Below are 15,813 nucleotides of genomic sequence, written 5' to 3'. Positions count from 1 at the left end.
TCTTGGCGCGGGGTCCCCATAGGGGGAAAGCCGTCATCGCCCCAGGGGAGTCAGTGAAAACCCTAGCGGTAAAAAGGCGGAGAGGGCGCTCTCATCCGTATTTACGAGAGTGATTAAGGCTAACGAATGATTTCTGTTTTTATCGGATTATATCGCCCTGAAACGTCTTGATTTTGAAGGTTTCGAACCATAAGATGGGTTCATGCCATCCGTTATGTTGGCTACCAAAGTTGCCCAGCCCAAATGCCCCGGTCCAGCTTCATTAGATATTCCGGGATATTGCGGACCACCCCCGCGGGGCTGGAAAAAAAATAGTCTTCAGCACAGCGAAGATCCCTTCTAGGCCCGTCGAAAAACCGGGAGGACACCATGGCCAAGATGGTCCTGATTGAAGCCCATCCGCTACTGCGGTTGGGGTTGTGGCAGATACTTAGCAAGTTGGACGATGTGTGGGAAATCGAGGGTATGGGCTTGGCGGACTTGTCCAAGGCCGATGGCGCGCACGCTGGCGCCGATCTCTTGATCTATGGGTTGCCGGTGGATACCGATGAAGCATGGAGCGCGCTGCACGAAATTCAGCGCGTTTTGACGCCCAAGCGGATTCTGCTGCTGACCGATGTGATGCCGTTGCCGATGCCGGTGCAAGGTTTGCCTGGCGCCAGCGTGTATGGCTGCTTGATGAAGACGGCTTCGGTCGAAATCCTGGAAGCCGCGATTCGCCTGGTCATGGCCGGCGGTCAGTGCTTCCCCAGCGAACAGGCAATGCAAGCGCCTGCCGCGGCGGTCTGCGCGTTGCCGGCCCGTGATGGTGACGACGCTTCCAGCAAGGGCTCCATGCCGGTCAGCGCCGGTGCGCAGCTGCTTCAGATCACGCCGCGTCAGTACGAAGTGCTGGTGTTGCTGGCTCGGGGGTATCCGATCAAGACGGTCAGCCGCATGCTGAACATCTCGGTCGCTACCGCAAAGACGCATGCTTGCACGCTGTATCAGCGTCTGCATGTCAAGAACAAGGGCGAAGCCGTATACGCAGCGCTGCAACGCGGCGCAACCTTGGAATGGCATGAACCCAATGGCAGGGAATCGGACGCCGGGCAGATCTATGGGCGCAAGCTCGGCTAGCAAGAACGGGCGCGCCGCCTGCCCGGCAGCCAGGAACAGGTCTGTTCTGTTGCTGCCGGGGTCGCCCCACCATCCCGCCTAAGTCATACATCGCAGTTGCCGCGGCCCTTTCGGATGCGGCTTTCCCCCACCATTCATCCTCCTGAACGAGATTCAGCGAACGGTGCCGCTGATAGCATGGGTTGTGTCCGCAAGCATGGGTCGAGAGCGCGAACCACCACGCCTCGCCATCGCGATCCAATAGCGCGGACAAGATTCCCTTGGGGTTGGCGCCGCACAGAACCTGCCATCGCAGTGTGATGCGCCGACGTCATGGGAACCGTGCATGGGCCATGTGTCACAAGGTTCTCCCCGGGATGACAACCGTACTGATCGAAGACTACGCTCTGCTTCGCGTCGCGATCCAGCATGTGCTGGAGCGTGTACGGAACGCCGACGACATCCTGGCTATATCGCCAGCTCATTTACTTAACATGTCCAGTTCGATCAACCGCCCGGTCGAGTTGCTGGTGATCGGTTGCAGCGGCATTGCCGAACAGGACATGGGGCTTATCTCGCAGGCCATGGCCTTCTTCATGCCCAGGCTGGTGCTGGTGCTGTATTCCGTGCTGGACCCCGCCGTGATGGGGGCGTGTGCGCGGGCAGGCGTGGCGGGCTATCTGCCCAAGGCTTCCAGCCCCGACGCGCTGGCCGCTGCCGTAAGCCTGGTCGTGGCGGGCGGCGAATGCTATCCGCAACCGGCCGGGCGGCCCCAAGGCGTCGCCCAGGCGCCCATGCAGGAACTGCGTGAACTGACACAACGCCAGGAAGAGATTCTTCAGCTGTTGGTGCAAGGCAAGACCATGCGCGAGATCGGCCAGCATGTCGGCATATCCGTGGCGACGGTCAAGAGCCACGCGCGCACGTTGTACTGGAAGTTGAACGCGCGCAACCAGGCCGAGGCCGCCTACATCGCGGTGCAGATGGGCCTGGTGCGTAGCGGCGGCCCGCCGCCCACACCGAAGAAGGATGTGCTGGGCTAAGGGGAAGGGGGGCGGTCTCTTGCTCACCACGCCTGTCGGCCGGGGTTGCGCCCTGCCGATTGCTTTTGACTGCGGCCGGCAAGCGCAAAGCAAGCCAGGAGCCCGAAGGAAAAACCAAAAGGCCAAAACCAAAAGGGCAAAACCAAAAGGCCAGAACCGAAACCATAAAAAAAACGGTAGAGATCCGTCGATCTCTACCGTTCCTTAAACGCTTGAATCTCCCGCCCAGCCAGCCGCTACCGTTCGCCCTCGCGCGGGACGGCATCCACCGCTGCCGCTGCCGTTGCCGCTGCCCCCTTCGTTGCACGCTTGCCCACCACCTTGGCGAATTCGCGTTCCGCCGCCGCCAGCACGGCATCCACGTGCAGGTGGTTCAACGCATACTGGCGCGCGGCGGCGCCCAGCGTTTCGCGGATCTGCGCGTTGTAGCTCAGCTTGCGCACCGCCTCGGCCATGGCCTCGGCGTCTTCGGGCGGCGTCAGCAGCCCGCAGCGCGCCACCACGCCGGCAAGCTCGGTGCCCGGCGCCGCGCCGCACACCACCGGGCGGCCGCTGGCCAGCATGCCGGTCAGCTTGGACGGCATCACCAGGTCGGCCGCGCCCGCGCGTTGCGGCAGCAGGTGGATGTCGGCCGTATTCAGCAACGCGCCCAGCCGATCGGCCGGCTGCAAGTCCAGGAAGCGTACGCGGGGCAAACCCTGGCACGCTGCTTCCAATGGCGCGCGCTCGGGTCCCTGACCGCAAAAGATGAACCACAGGCGGCTTTCGCGGCCCAGGCGCCGCGCCACGTCGGCCAGCGTCTGCAAGCCTTGCTTGCCGCCCATGTTGCCGGAATACAGCGCCACGATCGCATTGGCGGGTATGCCCAGCTGGGCACGGTAATCGCCACCCTCCGTGCGCGGCGTGATGGCGTTGACGTCGATCCAGTTGGGCAGCAGCACGGCGCGGTCCGGCTCGACACCCTTGGCGATGGCCAGGTCCAGCATGCGATTCGAAATGGTCGATACGCGGTCAAAGCGCCGCATCAGCCAGCGCTCGCCCCGCTTGACCAACGCGCGCAGGCCCGCTCCCTTGAGCAGGCCCAGTTCAAAGGCTGCGTCGACCTCGTAGTCCTGAATATGCAGCCACGCGCGCGCGCCGCACAGCCGCGCCGTGATCCATGCCGCGGGCGCGCAGAACAGCGCCGGTTCCACCACCAGGATCAGGTCCGGCCGGCCGGCTGCCGCGCGTAGCAGCGAGGGCAGGCTGGACACCGCGAAGCTGGCCAGATGGATCAACCGCTTCAGGCCACCGGGGCGCGCGGGCACCCACAGCGGCGCGCGCCGCACGGTCACGCCGCGCCGCTCTTCTTTGCGATAGCGGCCGGCGTGGTAGCCGTCGTGCACCTGCCATTGCGGATAGTAGGGCGGGGCGGTCACCACGCTGACCTGGTGCCCGTGCGCGGCCAGCCACTCGGCCAGCTCGGCGCTGTACTTGCCGATGCCGGTCAGTTCGGGCGCGTAGTTGATCCCGTAGATCAGGATCTTCATGGCGCCGTCGCCATGCGTGGGCGCACCGGGCGGCAGGGGTTGCCGTGGCACACCATCGCCGCCGGCATATTGCGAAACACGGAACTGCGCGCGCCCACCACCGCTTCACGGCCAATGGTCACGCCCGGTCCCACGAAAACATCGGTGGCGACCCAGGCGCCGTCTTCCACGCGCACCGCGCGTTCGCGCAAGGGAAAGTCGGGCTGGCCGGCGTCGTGGTCGGCGGCGCACAGGTAGCTGCGCTGGGACACCACGGCGTGGGCGCCGATGTGGATGGGGCCCAGGCTGTACAGCACCGCGTCATCGCCGATCCAGGCGTAATCGCCAATCTGCACCTTCCACGGGTAGGTCACCGTGGCGGACGGGCGAATCAAAACCTTCTTGCCCACCTGCGCGCCAAAGCAGCGCAGCAGCCAGCGCCGAAAGCCATACGCCACCTGGGGCGACCATCGAAACAGCGTGGCCTGCACCGTCCACCACAGTTGCACCGTCAGCGCCGAGCGGCCGCGCTGGCCGGGAGCCAGCGCAAAGCGGTCCAATTGCTGAAGCGCGCTCATTTGGCGGCCCCCGGCACGGCGTCCGCCTGGGTTCCGTTGGCGCGCGCCAGACGGGCCTTTTGCAACTCTTCGGTCTTGATGCGGATCTGCCAGTAGTACATGGCACGCGCCACCGCGTAGTCGTAGCCCGCCTTGCCGTCCAGGAATCCCAGGCGGAACACGTACGAATGCAGGAACGAGATGGGCGCCTTGAACGGCATGGCCTGGAAAATGCGCTTGAGCAACGCGCGCGCGCCCACGTTGGCCTCACGCGGATCGTTCATCAGCCCCTTGGTGCGCAGGTTGGCTTCCCAATCCGAATAGCGGTTGTGCTTGTCGAAATAGTGGAACAGGGAATCGTGGTCGTTATGCACCATGCGCTGGCGCAGCGCAAAGGTCTCGCCCTTGACCTGCGGTTGGTAGTGGCCTTCCACTTCCCACATATGCGCCACGTCCAGGTCGTCGTAATCCAGAAAGCGCGATTGGTCGCGCGCCAGCAGCGCCAGCTTGTAGACGCGGTGGCCGTGCACCAGTTTCTTGCCGCAGAACACGTAATCAAAAGGCACGAACGCGCCGCCCGCGCCCGCCGCGAAGCGCGGCAGCACCTCGCGAATTTCGGCGGCAAGCTGCGGCGTCATTTCTTCGTCCGCGTCCACGTACAACACCACCGGATGCGAGAAGGGCAGTTGCTCCAGGCACCACTGCTTTTTCTTCGGGTACTTGCCGTTCCACTGGAAATTGGACACGCGGGCGCCCAGGGCGGTGGCCATCGCGCAGGTGGCGTCGGTGCTGTTTGAGTCCACCACGAACACTTCATCGAACTCCACCAGCGCCTTCAGGCACTTGGCGATGTTGCGCTCTTCGTTCTTCGTCATGACAACCACGGATACCGGTATTTTCTGCATGATGCTGTCCTGTTCAGGGCGTGCCGCGTTGCATCAGCGGCTGGAATAGCGCGATGACGTTGCGGCAGTGCCGCTCTAGGGAAAAGGCGTCGGCGCGTTCGGGGCCTTGCGCGGCCAGCTGTTCGCGCATCTTGGCGTCGTAGGCCAGCCGGCGCACGGCCTCGGCCAAGGCTGCCGCGTCGCCCACCGGCACCAGCAGCCCGTAGCGCCCGGCGTCCAGAATCTCGGCGGGTCCGTGCGGACAGTCGGTGGAAATCACCGGTACGCCCAGGCACAAGGCTTCCACCAGCACGTTGCCGAAGCTCTCGCGGATGGACGTCAGCACAAACGCGCCGGCGCTGGCGATGACGGGAAACGGATTGTCGATGTGGCCGGCCAGCGTGACCGGGCTGCGGGACGGGCGCTCGTCGATGCGCTTTTGCAGCGCGTCGTGTTCGGACCCTTCGCCCAGGATGGTGAAGGCGATGCCCGGGTCGTCCAGCAAGGCGGCCGCATCCACCAGCGTGGCGTAGTCCTTCACGGCTTCCAGCCGGCCCACCGCCACCACGTGATAGGGCGCGGCAGCATCGCCTTGCGTGCGCTGCGCGCCTTGGCGGCGCACGTTGTCCAGCGGCACGCCGTTGTAGATGGTGTGGACCTTGCCGCGCAGCGGCGGAAACATGCTGACCAAATCTTCCTTGACGCCGCGCGACACGCCCACCACCGCGTCGTGGCGCCGATACGTCTGGCTGACCAGCCAGCATTTCAGCCGACGCATGCGCGAGGCGCCGTAGTGGATGGCCGGGCTGCTGTGCTCGAATGCCACGGTGCGAAACGTGCCGCCCAGTATCTTGCGGGCCAGCACCACCAGCATGTTGCACAGCAGCCCGTGCGAACACACGATGGCCGGCTTGTCGCGGCGGATCTGCGCCAGCAGGCGCATAAAGGCTACGGGCAGCATCAGCCGCAGCTTGGTGGGCGATTCAATGATGGGCAGGGCGCGCGTCACCTTCGGGTTGGCGACGGGGTATTCGCGGTTGCGCGAACGCAGCAGGAACAGGCCCGAATCAACGCCCTGTTCCGGCAGGGCATCCACGATGAAGGCAACGCATCTACCGACGCCGCCGTGCAAGTCTGGCGCGACAAACAAGACATCAGGCATGAGGAATCACTCGAGGTGGCGTCCGGCGCACGGCATCCGGACGGTGGCTGGGGGATAGCGGCGCACGGGGCGCGTCCGCGCGGGGCACGGGCATGATCTGCGCATTGCGCATCAACGACAGGCAATAGCACAACAGGAAGCCGGTGAACGCGGTCTTGGGCGCGTAGGCCAGCCCACCGGACAGTGAATCGATGAAGATGTAGATGGGCGCCGTGGCCAGCAGGTAGCGCCGGTGCATTTCCAGGCCGGGGTGCGCGTATCGCCGCAACAGCGTCAGCAGCAATATCAACAGCGGCGGCAGCATGATCATGATGGTGCCGACCACGCCGAACTTCATCAGGTAAAAGGCCCAGGAGTTGTGCGCGAACGTGCTCAGTTCGAAGCCGTTTTCGCCCATGACCCAGCTGCGAAAGCCCGCGCCCTTGCCAAACACGGGGCTTTCGGCAAAGTAGTCCATCTGCCCCTGCATTTCCTGGATGCGCGCGCCGTAGCTGGAATCTTCGTCCAGCTTTTCCACGCTGAAAATGCGGTTGCTCAGCACGTCCAGGTAGCCGATGCTGGCAAACACCAACACGCCCGCGACGGCGGCGGGCGCGAAGATCAGCACGGCACGCCGGCGCAGTTCGGGGCCGGTGCCCAGCAGCACGGCAATCACCACCGATATCGCCAGTTGCAGGTACTGGCTGCGGTTCAGCGAAAACACCAGCGCCAGCAGCATGTACAGCGTCAACGCGTAGGCCTTGGGTCCGGACACGTTCAACGTGCGCCGGAACGTCAGCAGCGACACCACGCCAAACGGAATGGCCCAGACGCCCAGCCGCACGTTGCGCAGCGGGTTCGACACGCTGAACCCCTGCAACTGTTCCAGCAGCATCAGCGTGGCCACCGCCAGGCAGGCCGCCACGATGTACTTCTGCAACACCGCGTAGGCGGCCGGGCTGTCGATGTCCTTGTAGCAAAGGAACGGCGTGCACAAGAAGTAGAAGACGATGCGCAGGTCGCGCGCCACGTCGCCGGTTTCAATGCCGGGGTGGTGCATCGACACCAGCAGCAGATAGATCACCGACATGGCCTGCAAGCCCAGCAGCGCGCCAAGCAGGCCGCGCGGCAGGGCGTAGGCGCTGGGCTCGGCCAGCCGCAGCGCCTTGACGGCCAGCATGGCCACGAACAGCACATCGAAGGGCGACAGCTTGAAGCTGCCCACGCCCAGGATGAAGCGGTCGTCGTTCAGGGCCAGCGCGGTGAAGGCGAACAGGCCCAGCAGGTGCAAAGTGGATAAGCGGCGGTGCGGGCTCATGTCGGCGTCGTCCTAGTGCGCGGCCCAGTCGTCGCGTCCGAAGATCTTGGTGGTCAGCTTTTCGAACAGGTACGACAGGTCGCCCTGGCGCGCGTGCGCGGCCACCTTGGAGGCGCGGCACGACAGTTCGAACAGCTTGCCCAGGCCCGGTTCGGTGCGCCGGATGCGCGTGACGATCTGTTCGCGTTCCTCCAGCAGCACGTCCTGCATCAGCGCGGTCTTGGTTTCGTCATGCGCGGTGTAGACGCCCAGCGCATCGGGCACGATCAGGTTCTTGCCTTCGCGCAGCAGCCGGCTCCACAGCTCCAGGTCCATGCAGTAGCGCATGCTTTCTTGCAACAGCCCGTACTTGCGCAGCAGGTCGCGGCGGAAGATGGCCGACTGGTTGGGTATGGACGCCTTGACCACCGTCAGCGTGCCGCGATTGACGGGCGTGTAGTGGATCTTGCGGAAGATGTGGTTATTGGCGTCGGCCACGAACAGGTTGCCGCTGACGATCGGCGCGCGGCCCCGCGCGGCCGCCGCACCCAGCTTGCGCAAGGCGCCGGGGAAATACAGGTCATCGGAATTCTGCCAGCCGACATAGTCGCCCGTGGCGCGTTCAAAGCCCTTGTTGATGGCATGAGACTGGCCGCGGTCCGGGGTGCTTTCCCAGTACGTCAGGTAGCGCTCGTACTTGCGGATGATGTCCACGCTGCCGTCGGTCGAGCCACCGTCGATGATGATGTATTCCAGACGCGGATAGCCCTGGTTCAGCACCGACAGGATGGTGCGCTCCAGGAACTTGGCCTGGTTGTACGAGGGGGTCACGATGGTCACCTTGGGCAACAGGCCGCCGGCGATCGGCGCGGGCGGGCGCAGCTCGCGGACGAAGTCGATGAGCTGACGTGAATACTCGTTATGACGCTTGCGCATGTAAGACCTCAGCATGTAGGTGTTATCGGGTGGCCGCTGGCAACGCGCCCGGAAATTCGGGGCGGGATTGACGGATGGCGAGGGCCACGCCGGCCAGCGTGATCGCCGCATACGCCATGCGGCCCCACGCCGCGGCGTGTTCGCCCGCCGCGTGCACCAGGCCCGCCATGACACACAGCATCGCCAGTCCGCCCAACCCGTTCAGGATGGCGACGGCGCGGGAATTGCCCAGCCCCAGCAAAGAAAAGTGGGCCGCGGCGTTCAACGACAGCAGCCCGGAGGCCACGATCAGCAATTGGAAAGTCCCCAGATGACCGGCCGCCACGTTGTCGCCTAGCAACAGGTTCAACAAGGGATGGCTCACGGCCAGCACGGCCAGCGTGGCGGTGGCGGACAGCACCAGGTTCCATCCCATCATGCGGCGAATCTCGCGTTCGACGGCGCCCGCGTAGGGCGGCGACACCGACAAGCGCGTCACGCGCGGCATGGCCTTCTGGAAGATGGCCACCGAAGCGGTATGGATGATCTGGCCAACCTGCACGCCCACCGTGTAGATGGCCAGCGCGGCCGGCCCCATCATGCTGCCCACCAGCACGCGGTCGACCGAGCCGAAGGCCAGCGCGCTAAGGCTGTTCAGCCATGACCAGCGTGAAAACTTGAAGGCGTCCATCATGGCGCCCCGATCGCGCACCGGCCGCACCAGCACATGGCCGTAGGTCCGCGAAAACACGCGCATTTTCACGCTGCCCGCCACCAGCAGCCCCAGCGCCTGCGCCAGGCCGGTGTAGGTGGGCGACGCGGTCATCCAGGCGGTGGCGCAGGCCAGCGCCATGGTGCCGCTGCGGCTGAAAACCTCGCACAGCGCGGTGGCGCGAAAGTCCTCTCGGCCTTTCAGGCAGCCCGAAAACAATTGGTCGTATTGCTGCGTCAGGTAGATGGCCAGCGCCGGCAAGGCCAGCAGCGTGACCGCCACGCCGCCGAACGTGGCGGCGGGCCAGGCCAGCCCCACCACGGCCCAGAGCAACACGGCCGCCAGCGTCACCACGCCCAGCGCGCAGCCGATCAGCGACATGCTGACCCCCGCCGCGCGATACGCGCCGCCGGGCTCGTGCATCCGCTCGGACACCAGCTTGGTGGCGGTCACGGCCGCGCCCAGGTTGGCGGCGTTGCCGAAGCCGGCCAGCGCGATGATCATCGAGTACTGGCCGAAGCCCACCGTGCCCAACTGCCGAAACAGGAGGGGCAGGGCGATCAGCGCCGCGACCGGGCCGATGCCGTATTCCACCAGCCCCCAGAAGGAGGCGTTGCCGGCGATGTGTTTCCTGACGAATCCAAACATCGGGGAAGCCTGTGATGAGTGCTGGCGTGGCCGTCAGGCCACGGGCAGCGCCGATTGGGATTGATCCGCGCGTTCACGCAGGAAGTGCTGGTAGGCCAGCGCGATGCCTTCGGTCAATGACACGGCGGGTTGCCAGCCCAGCGCCGTCACGCGCGACGAATCCATCAGCTTGCGTGGCGTGCCGTCGGGCTTGCCGGTGTCGTAGACGATGCGGCCTTGGTAGCCGACCACACGCGCCACCAGCGCTGCCAGGTCCGCGATGCTGATGTCCTTGCCCGCGCCGATGTTGTAGATGCCCTCGGCGTCGGGGTGTTCCATCAGCATCACGCTGGCTTTGGCCAGATCGTCCACGTACAGGAACTCGCGCAGCGGCGTGCCCGTGCCCCAGATCGTCACGCTGTCCTGACCGGCTTCGCGGCCTTCATGGAACTTGCGGATCAGCGCGGGCAGCACGTGGCTGCTGTGCAGGTCGTAGTTGTCGTGCGGGCCATACAGGTTGGTTGGCATGGCGCAGATAAAGCGCGCGCCATATTCCCGTTGGTAGGCTTCGCACAACTTAAGCCCCGCGATCTTGGCGATGGCGTAGGGCTCGTTGGTGGCTTCCAGCGGGCCGGTCAGCAAGGCGTCTTCGCGGATCGGCTGGGGCGCCTCGCGCGGGTAGATGCAGGACGAACCCAGGAACAGCAACTTGCGCACGCCGGCCGCATACGCGGCGCGGATGACGTTGCACTGGATCATCAGGTTCTTGTACAGAAAGTCGACCGGATGATTCTGGTTGGCCAGGATGCCGCCGACCTTGGCAGCGGCCAGGTACACCACATCGACCGGCGTGGTCGAGAAAAAGCGGTGCACCTGGTTCTGGTTTTCCAGGTCCAGCTCGGCCCGGCTGCGGGTCAGCACGTTGGGGTAGCCGCGGCGTTGCAGTTCGCGGGTGATCGCCGCGCCCACCATGCCGCGATGGCCCGCCACGAACACGCGTTGGTCCAGGTTCGTCATGGCGCGCTACTCCTTGTAGGCGTAGATTTCGTAGCCGTTCTGCTCGACCAGCGCATCGCGGCGCGCGTCCTTCAGGTCGGCTTCCACCATTTCCTTGACCAGCTCCGCGAACGTGGTGCGCGGTGACCAGCCCAGCTTTTCGCGCGCCTTGGTGGGGTCGCCCAGCAGGGTTTCCACTTCGGTCGGGCGGAAGTAGCGCGGGTCGACCCGCACGATGACCTGGCCGGGCTTGACGTCGTGCACCGGCGAGAACAGCACGGTGGCCGTTTCTTCCAGGCCTTCGCCTTCCCATGCCAAGAGGATGCCCAGCTCGCGCGCCGCCGTATTGATGAATTCGCGCACGCTGTATTGCAAGCCGGTGGCGATGACGTAGTCCTCGGGCGTGTCCTGTTGCAGCATCAGCCATTGCATTTCGACGTAGTCGCGCGCATGGCCCCAGTCGCGCAGCGCGGACAGGTTGCCCAGGTACAGGCATTCCTGCAAGCCCAGCACGATGCGGGCCAGGCCGCGCGTGATCTTGCGCGTTACGAACGTTTCGCCGCGCTTGGGCGATTCGTGGTTGAACAGGATGCCGTTGCAGGCGTACATCCCATAGGCTTCGCGGTAGTTCACGCTGATCCAATAGGCGTAGAGCTTGGCGGCGGCGTACGGGCTACGCGGGTAGAAGGGGGTGGTTTCCTTCTGCGGCGTTTCCTGCACCAGGCCATACAGCTCGGAGGTGGACGCCTGGTAGAAGCGCGCCTTGTTCTCCAGCTTCAGGATGCGGATGGCTTCCAAAAGGCGCAGGGTACCCAGGCCGTCGGCGTTGGCGGTGTACTCCGGCTCTTCGAACGAGACGCCCACATGGCTTTGTGCGGCCAGGTTATAGATTTCGTCCGGCTGCACCGATTGCACGATGCGGATCAGGCTGCAAGAGTCGGTCATGTCGCCGTGATGCAGCACGAAGTTGCGCGGCTTGTCATGCGGATCTTGGTACAGATGGTCGATGCGGGCGGTGTTGAACAGCGAAGCGCGCCGCTTGATGCCATGGACTTCATAGCCCTTGGCCAACAGAAACTCGGCCAGATAGGCCCCGTCTTGTCCGGTAACGCCGGTAATGAGTGCCCGTTTTGGCATGGTTGTATCCTTAAGACTTAGTGACTGCACGAAAGGAGCCGAAGGCTGCGGAACCAATGTGCAATGAGATTACTGTTGCACCCGCCGCCAAGATATCGGCCAAAAGGTCTAAGAGTTCAGCCTGTCGGTAGGGAAAAAAGGATTGGATTGATTCATCCAGCGCACCCAGCGCGGTGACGGCAAGCATGGCCACCAGGGCAGGGCGCCGGTTGACCGACAGGTAGATCAATCCCGTCAATACGGCGTAAGCCAGAAGATGCAGCCGCTTGTCCCCAAAGGCATCGGACATCTCGGCGGCCAGCCCGGGCAGGTTCCCCACGGTGATCAACACCAGGAAGAACAGCCCCGCGACCGGCAGGCAAAGCCGGGCTACGCCGGGTCGCCAGAAGGGGACGGATGATCCCCGTTCAGACTCGGCCATACATATCCTGGAAACGCACGATGTCGTCCTCGCCCAGATACGCGCCTGACTGCACTTCGATGATTTCCAGGGGGATCTTTCCCGGGTTTTCCAGGCTGTGGGTTTCGCCCAGCGGGATGTACGTCGACTGGTTTTCCGTCAGCAGGTACTGCTTGTCGCCGTTGTAGATCCGCGCCGTGCCCGACACCACGATCCAGTGTTCCGCCCGGTGGTGATGCATTTGCGACGACAGCCTGGCGCCCGGTTTCACGGTGATCCGCTTGACCTGGTAACGCGGCCCGTGGCCCACCGAGTCATACGACCCCCACGGGCGCTGCACCTCGCGGTGATGGTTCAGCTCCGACCGGTGCTGCGTCTTGAAGATCTCGACCAGGCGCTTGACGTCTTGCGAGCGCGACTTGTGCGCGACCAGCACCGCGTCGGCGGTTTCGATCACCACAATGTCATCCAGCCCCACGGACGCCACCAGCCGGCTGGTCGAGTGGATCAGGCAATTGCGCGAATCCTCCACCATGACGTCGCCCGTGGTGGAATTGCCTTCCACCGTCTTCTGGGCGATGCCCCAGACCGCGTCCCACGCGCCCACGTCGCTCCAGGACGCCGCCAGCGGAATCACCACCGCGCTGTCGGTGCGTTCCATGATGGCGTAGTCCATCGAATCGCTGGGGCACGCTTCGAACGACGGCCCATCCAGATGAAACAGGCCAGCCTCGCCATGGCCGGTGGCCACCGCCGCCTGCACCTGTTCCAGCATCTTGGGCGCCAGCCGCGCCATCTCGGACAGGAACACCGACGCCTGGAACGCGAACATGCCGCTGTTCCAGTAATACCCCCCGTCATCGATCAGCCGCTGCGCGACTTCGGGCGACGGTTTTTCCACAAAGCGGCGCACGCGGCGCGCCGGCGCCATCACGCCGGGTTCGTCCGACTGGATGTAGCCATAGCCGCTAAGCGGCGCGGTGGGCGTGATGCCGAACGTGACCAGCGCGCCCTGGCGTGCCGCCTCGTAGGCCTGCGCAAAGGCTTGCCGTAGCACGTCGCCGTCTTCCAGCACATGGTCGGACGGCATGATCAGCATGATCGGGTCTTCGCCGTCGCGCATGGCGCGCAGCGTGGCGGCGGCAATCGCCGGCGCGGTGTTGCGTGCAAAGGGCTCCAGGATCACTTCCGCGTCCTTGATGCCCAGCTCCTGCGCCTGCTCGGCGGCAATGTACTGGTGCGCGTCGTTGCAGACCAGCATCGGCTTGGCCTGCGCGCCGGCGGACCCAAGCCGCAGCAGCGTGTTCTGCAACAGGCTGCGCGAATCGGTCAAACGGATGAACTGCTTGGGCAGCAGTTCGCGCGACAGCGGCCACAGGCGCGAGCCGGAACCGCCGCAAAGGATGACAGCCCGGAAGGCGGGAGGGGGATTCGTCATGGCGCTCACTCCTTGAAGTAGGCCTGGGTGTACGGATGCACGCCGGGATCGGCGGCGATCTCTTCCGCTTGCAGCCAGCGGTAGCCATGGTGCTGGCCGCGCGGAAGGGTTGCGGTATCCAACGAAAGCTCGGCCTCATACGCGAGGACGACATAGTGGGTGGAGCGTCCCGCTTCACCCGCGAAATTGGTGCCATAGAAGTGTTCGTACACGCCGCGCGGCGTCCACGATTCGGGGGCAATGGCCAGCCCCAGTTCTTCACGCGCGATACGGTCGAGCGCGGCGCGCAGCGGTTCGTTCTTGCGGATGCGTCCGCCCGGTACGAACCAGGCGCCACGCGCCGGCGGGTTGGTGCGCAACCCCGTCAAGTAGCGTCCGGCGCCGTCGCGCAACAACAGGTCGATGGACACCAGCGGCAGCATCTCCACCGCCTGGCGGAAGTCGGCGCGCGGCAGCACGCCGGTGGATGCCGCATGTGCCGTCATGGCCGTCGGCACGGGCACGGGCGCGCCGGGCCATCCCAATGGACTAGTAGACATTTCGGCCCGTCCATCCCGACACGGCCGTGCGGGCGATGATCAGCAGGTCCATCCGGAACGTCCAGTGCTGGATGTAATAGATGTCGTGCTCGACGCGGTCGCTCATCTTGCGCAGCGTGTCCGTCTGCCCACGAAAGCCATTGACCTGCGCCCACCCCGTGATGCCGGGCTTGACGCGGTGGCGCATCATGTAGCGCTGCACCAGGTCCTTGTACATTTCGTTGTGCTCCAGCGCGTGCGGGCGCGGGCCGACCACCGACATATCGCCCATCAGCACATTCAGGAACTGCGGCAGCTCGTCCAGGCTGGTACGCCGCAGGAAGCCGCCGATGCGGGTAATGCGCGTATCGTTGCGCGTGGCCTGCGTGACGGTGCCGTGTTCCTGGTGCACCGTCATCGTACGGAACTTGTAGACGTGGAACACCTTGCCGTCCACGCCCAGGCGAGGTTGCGTAAAGAACACAGGCCCGCGCGAGGTCAGCTTGATGGCCAGCGCAATCGACAGCATCAGCGGCGCCAGGCCGATCAGCGCGAAGAACGCAAAGCCGCGGTCGAATACTTCTTTCGCCCAACCGCGCACGCCGGCGGCGGGCAGGCTGTTCAGCTGGATGGCGGGCAGGCCCAGGAATTCGCCGATGCGATGACCCAGCAGCTGGATCGACATCACATCCGGAATCCAGCGGATATCCACCAAGTCGTTGCGCAGGTGGTACAGCACTTCGCGCAATTCCTGGCCCGCCTCCATCGGAAGGACGATCCAGATCTCGCGCACATTGTTTTCGTGCACGAAGGAATGCAGGTTGTCCAGATCGTGCAAGCGGCGCACTTGCGGCGGCAGGCTTTCGTGCAGCTCGGCGTAGATGCCCGCGACTTCATAGCCCGCGCCCCGGTAGCGTTCAACGCGGCGCCACAGGTCATGGCCCAGCGCGCCGAAGCCCACCAGCAACACGTTCTTCTTGTTCAGCCCGCGATCGCGCGCGGCGCCCAGCGCGGCGTAGACCGCGATACGTACGCCGGCCAGCGTCAGCGCCGCCATGCCGAACCAGGTAGCCGCCCACATGCGCGATATCGCGGCGGTCTGATGCATGAGAAAACTGACAAGGATGCCCAGCGCAAACACCGTGGCCCACGCAGCCAGGCTGCGCACGACCAGATCGGTCAATAGCCGGCCGCGCCATGACACATACAGGCGGAATGCGGGGAACAGGGCTATCACGCCCAAGCCGCACAGATAGATCAGGAATAGATGAATTTGCGGAGGGTCCGCCATTGCATCTTCCGAGAACTTCAAACCGGTGGCAGTCAGGCCGCAGGTGATTACGATCGCGGCATCGAGCAGGCGGTACAGATAGCTTGCTCCGCTGAATCTTGCCGATGTGTCCGAGTGGGACGGGTCCATCGCGCACTCCTGTTCGTGGGGAGTCTTCTTGCGGCGAAGAAAAAAACGATGCACTGCCGCAAAACATGTGGCTACCGACGAAATCTTATTGAGTGCGTGGCGTACCCGAAACCTCCAAACGA

The 15,813-nt window shown here is 64.6% G+C and carries 15 protein-coding genes; 2 read left to right on the top strand and 13 right to left on the bottom strand.

The window, feature by feature from the left end; all coding sequences use genetic code 11:
- Positions 1-369: 369 nt before the first annotated feature.
- Both AC0Z35_RS26280 and AC0Z35_RS26275 read left to right on the top strand, forming a co-directional pair.
- On the top strand, positions 370-1,119 hold the full coding sequence (locus AC0Z35_RS26280; protein WP_219990579.1) for a response regulator transcription factor: 750 nt from the start codon (positions 370-372) through the stop codon (positions 1,117-1,119).
- Between the two features lie 356 nt (positions 1,120-1,475).
- The gene (locus tag AC0Z35_RS26275; protein WP_046804123.1) at positions 1,476-2,141 is read left to right on the top strand and encodes a response regulator transcription factor; all 666 of its coding nucleotides are present in this window, start codon (positions 1,476-1,478) and stop codon (positions 2,139-2,141) included.
- Between the two features lie 236 nt (positions 2,142-2,377).
- On the opposite strand, the gene AC0Z35_RS26270 is transcribed toward AC0Z35_RS26275, so the two are convergent.
- The 13 genes from AC0Z35_RS26270 to AC0Z35_RS26210 form a co-directional block, all read right to left on the bottom strand.
- Entirely contained in the window at positions 2,378-3,670 is a 1,293-nt protein-coding gene (locus tag AC0Z35_RS26270; protein ID WP_485133293.1) for a WcaI family glycosyltransferase, read from the bottom strand.
- The gene (locus AC0Z35_RS26265) at positions 3,667-4,227 is read right to left on the bottom strand and encodes a putative colanic acid biosynthesis acetyltransferase (RefSeq protein WP_046804121.1); all 561 of its coding nucleotides are present in this window, start codon (positions 4,225-4,227) and stop codon (positions 3,667-3,669) included. Before AC0Z35_RS26265 ends, AC0Z35_RS26270 begins: the two co-directional genes overlap by 4 nt.
- Positions 4,224-5,111: a glycosyltransferase family 2 protein gene (locus AC0Z35_RS26260; RefSeq protein ID WP_104144263.1), complete on the bottom strand. Its 888-nt coding sequence runs from the start codon at positions 5,109-5,111 to the stop codon at positions 4,224-4,226. Before AC0Z35_RS26260 ends, AC0Z35_RS26265 begins: the two co-directional genes overlap by 4 nt.
- A 13-nt stretch (positions 5,112-5,124) precedes the next feature.
- Complete coding sequence (locus AC0Z35_RS26255) at positions 5,125-6,252, bottom strand: glycosyltransferase (RefSeq protein WP_485133202.1); 1,128 nt, start codon at positions 6,250-6,252, stop codon at positions 5,125-5,127.
- Positions 6,245-7,549, bottom strand: coding sequence for an O-antigen ligase family protein (locus AC0Z35_RS26250; protein ID WP_046804118.1), 1,305 nt, complete (start codon positions 7,547-7,549; stop codon positions 6,245-6,247). Before AC0Z35_RS26250 ends, AC0Z35_RS26255 begins: the two co-directional genes overlap by 8 nt.
- A gap of 12 nt (positions 7,550-7,561) precedes the next feature.
- Positions 7,562-8,464, bottom strand: coding sequence for a glycosyltransferase family 2 protein (locus AC0Z35_RS26245; protein WP_046804117.1), 903 nt, complete (start codon positions 8,462-8,464; stop codon positions 7,562-7,564).
- A 22-nt stretch (positions 8,465-8,486) separates the two neighbouring features.
- The gene (locus AC0Z35_RS26240; protein ID WP_046804116.1) at positions 8,487-9,803 is read right to left on the bottom strand and encodes an oligosaccharide flippase family protein; all 1,317 of its coding nucleotides are present in this window, start codon (positions 9,801-9,803) and stop codon (positions 8,487-8,489) included.
- Between the two features lie 33 nt (positions 9,804-9,836).
- Positions 9,837-10,799 carry a GDP-L-fucose synthase family protein gene (locus tag AC0Z35_RS26235; RefSeq protein ID WP_104144265.1) on the bottom strand — a complete coding sequence of 321 codons (963 nt, stop codon included), beginning with the start codon at positions 10,797-10,799 and terminating at the stop codon, positions 9,837-9,839.
- 6 nt (positions 10,800-10,805) lie between these two features.
- Positions 10,806-11,915 carry a GDP-mannose 4,6-dehydratase gene (gmd, locus tag AC0Z35_RS26230; RefSeq protein WP_046804114.1) on the bottom strand — a complete coding sequence of 370 codons (1,110 nt, stop codon included), beginning with the start codon at positions 11,913-11,915 and terminating at the stop codon, positions 10,806-10,808.
- 10 nt (positions 11,916-11,925) lie between these two features.
- Positions 11,926-12,336 (bottom strand): VanZ family protein, encoded by a 411-nt coding sequence (locus tag AC0Z35_RS26225; RefSeq protein ID WP_314361655.1) that lies wholly within the window; start codon positions 12,334-12,336, stop codon positions 11,926-11,928.
- Positions 12,323-13,753, bottom strand: coding sequence for a mannose-1-phosphate guanylyltransferase/mannose-6-phosphate isomerase (locus AC0Z35_RS26220; protein WP_485133203.1), 1,431 nt, complete (start codon positions 13,751-13,753; stop codon positions 12,323-12,325). The genes AC0Z35_RS26225 and AC0Z35_RS26220 overlap by 14 nt, the downstream gene beginning before the upstream one ends.
- A gap of 5 nt (positions 13,754-13,758) precedes the next feature.
- On the bottom strand, positions 13,759-14,211 hold the full coding sequence (locus tag AC0Z35_RS26215; RefSeq protein ID WP_046804195.1) for a GDP-mannose mannosyl hydrolase: 453 nt from the start codon (positions 14,209-14,211) through the stop codon (positions 13,759-13,761).
- A gap of 70 nt (positions 14,212-14,281) precedes the next feature.
- Complete coding sequence (locus AC0Z35_RS26210) at positions 14,282-15,691, bottom strand: undecaprenyl-phosphate glucose phosphotransferase (RefSeq protein WP_485133204.1); 1,410 nt, start codon at positions 15,689-15,691, stop codon at positions 14,282-14,284.
- Between the last annotated feature and the right edge of the window lie 122 nt (positions 15,692-15,813).

The sequence above is a fragment of the Achromobacter sp. 1L-A-4-B-C2 genome (assembly GCF_057291955.1).
This window is presented reverse-complemented; position numbering and strand designations above follow the sequence as displayed.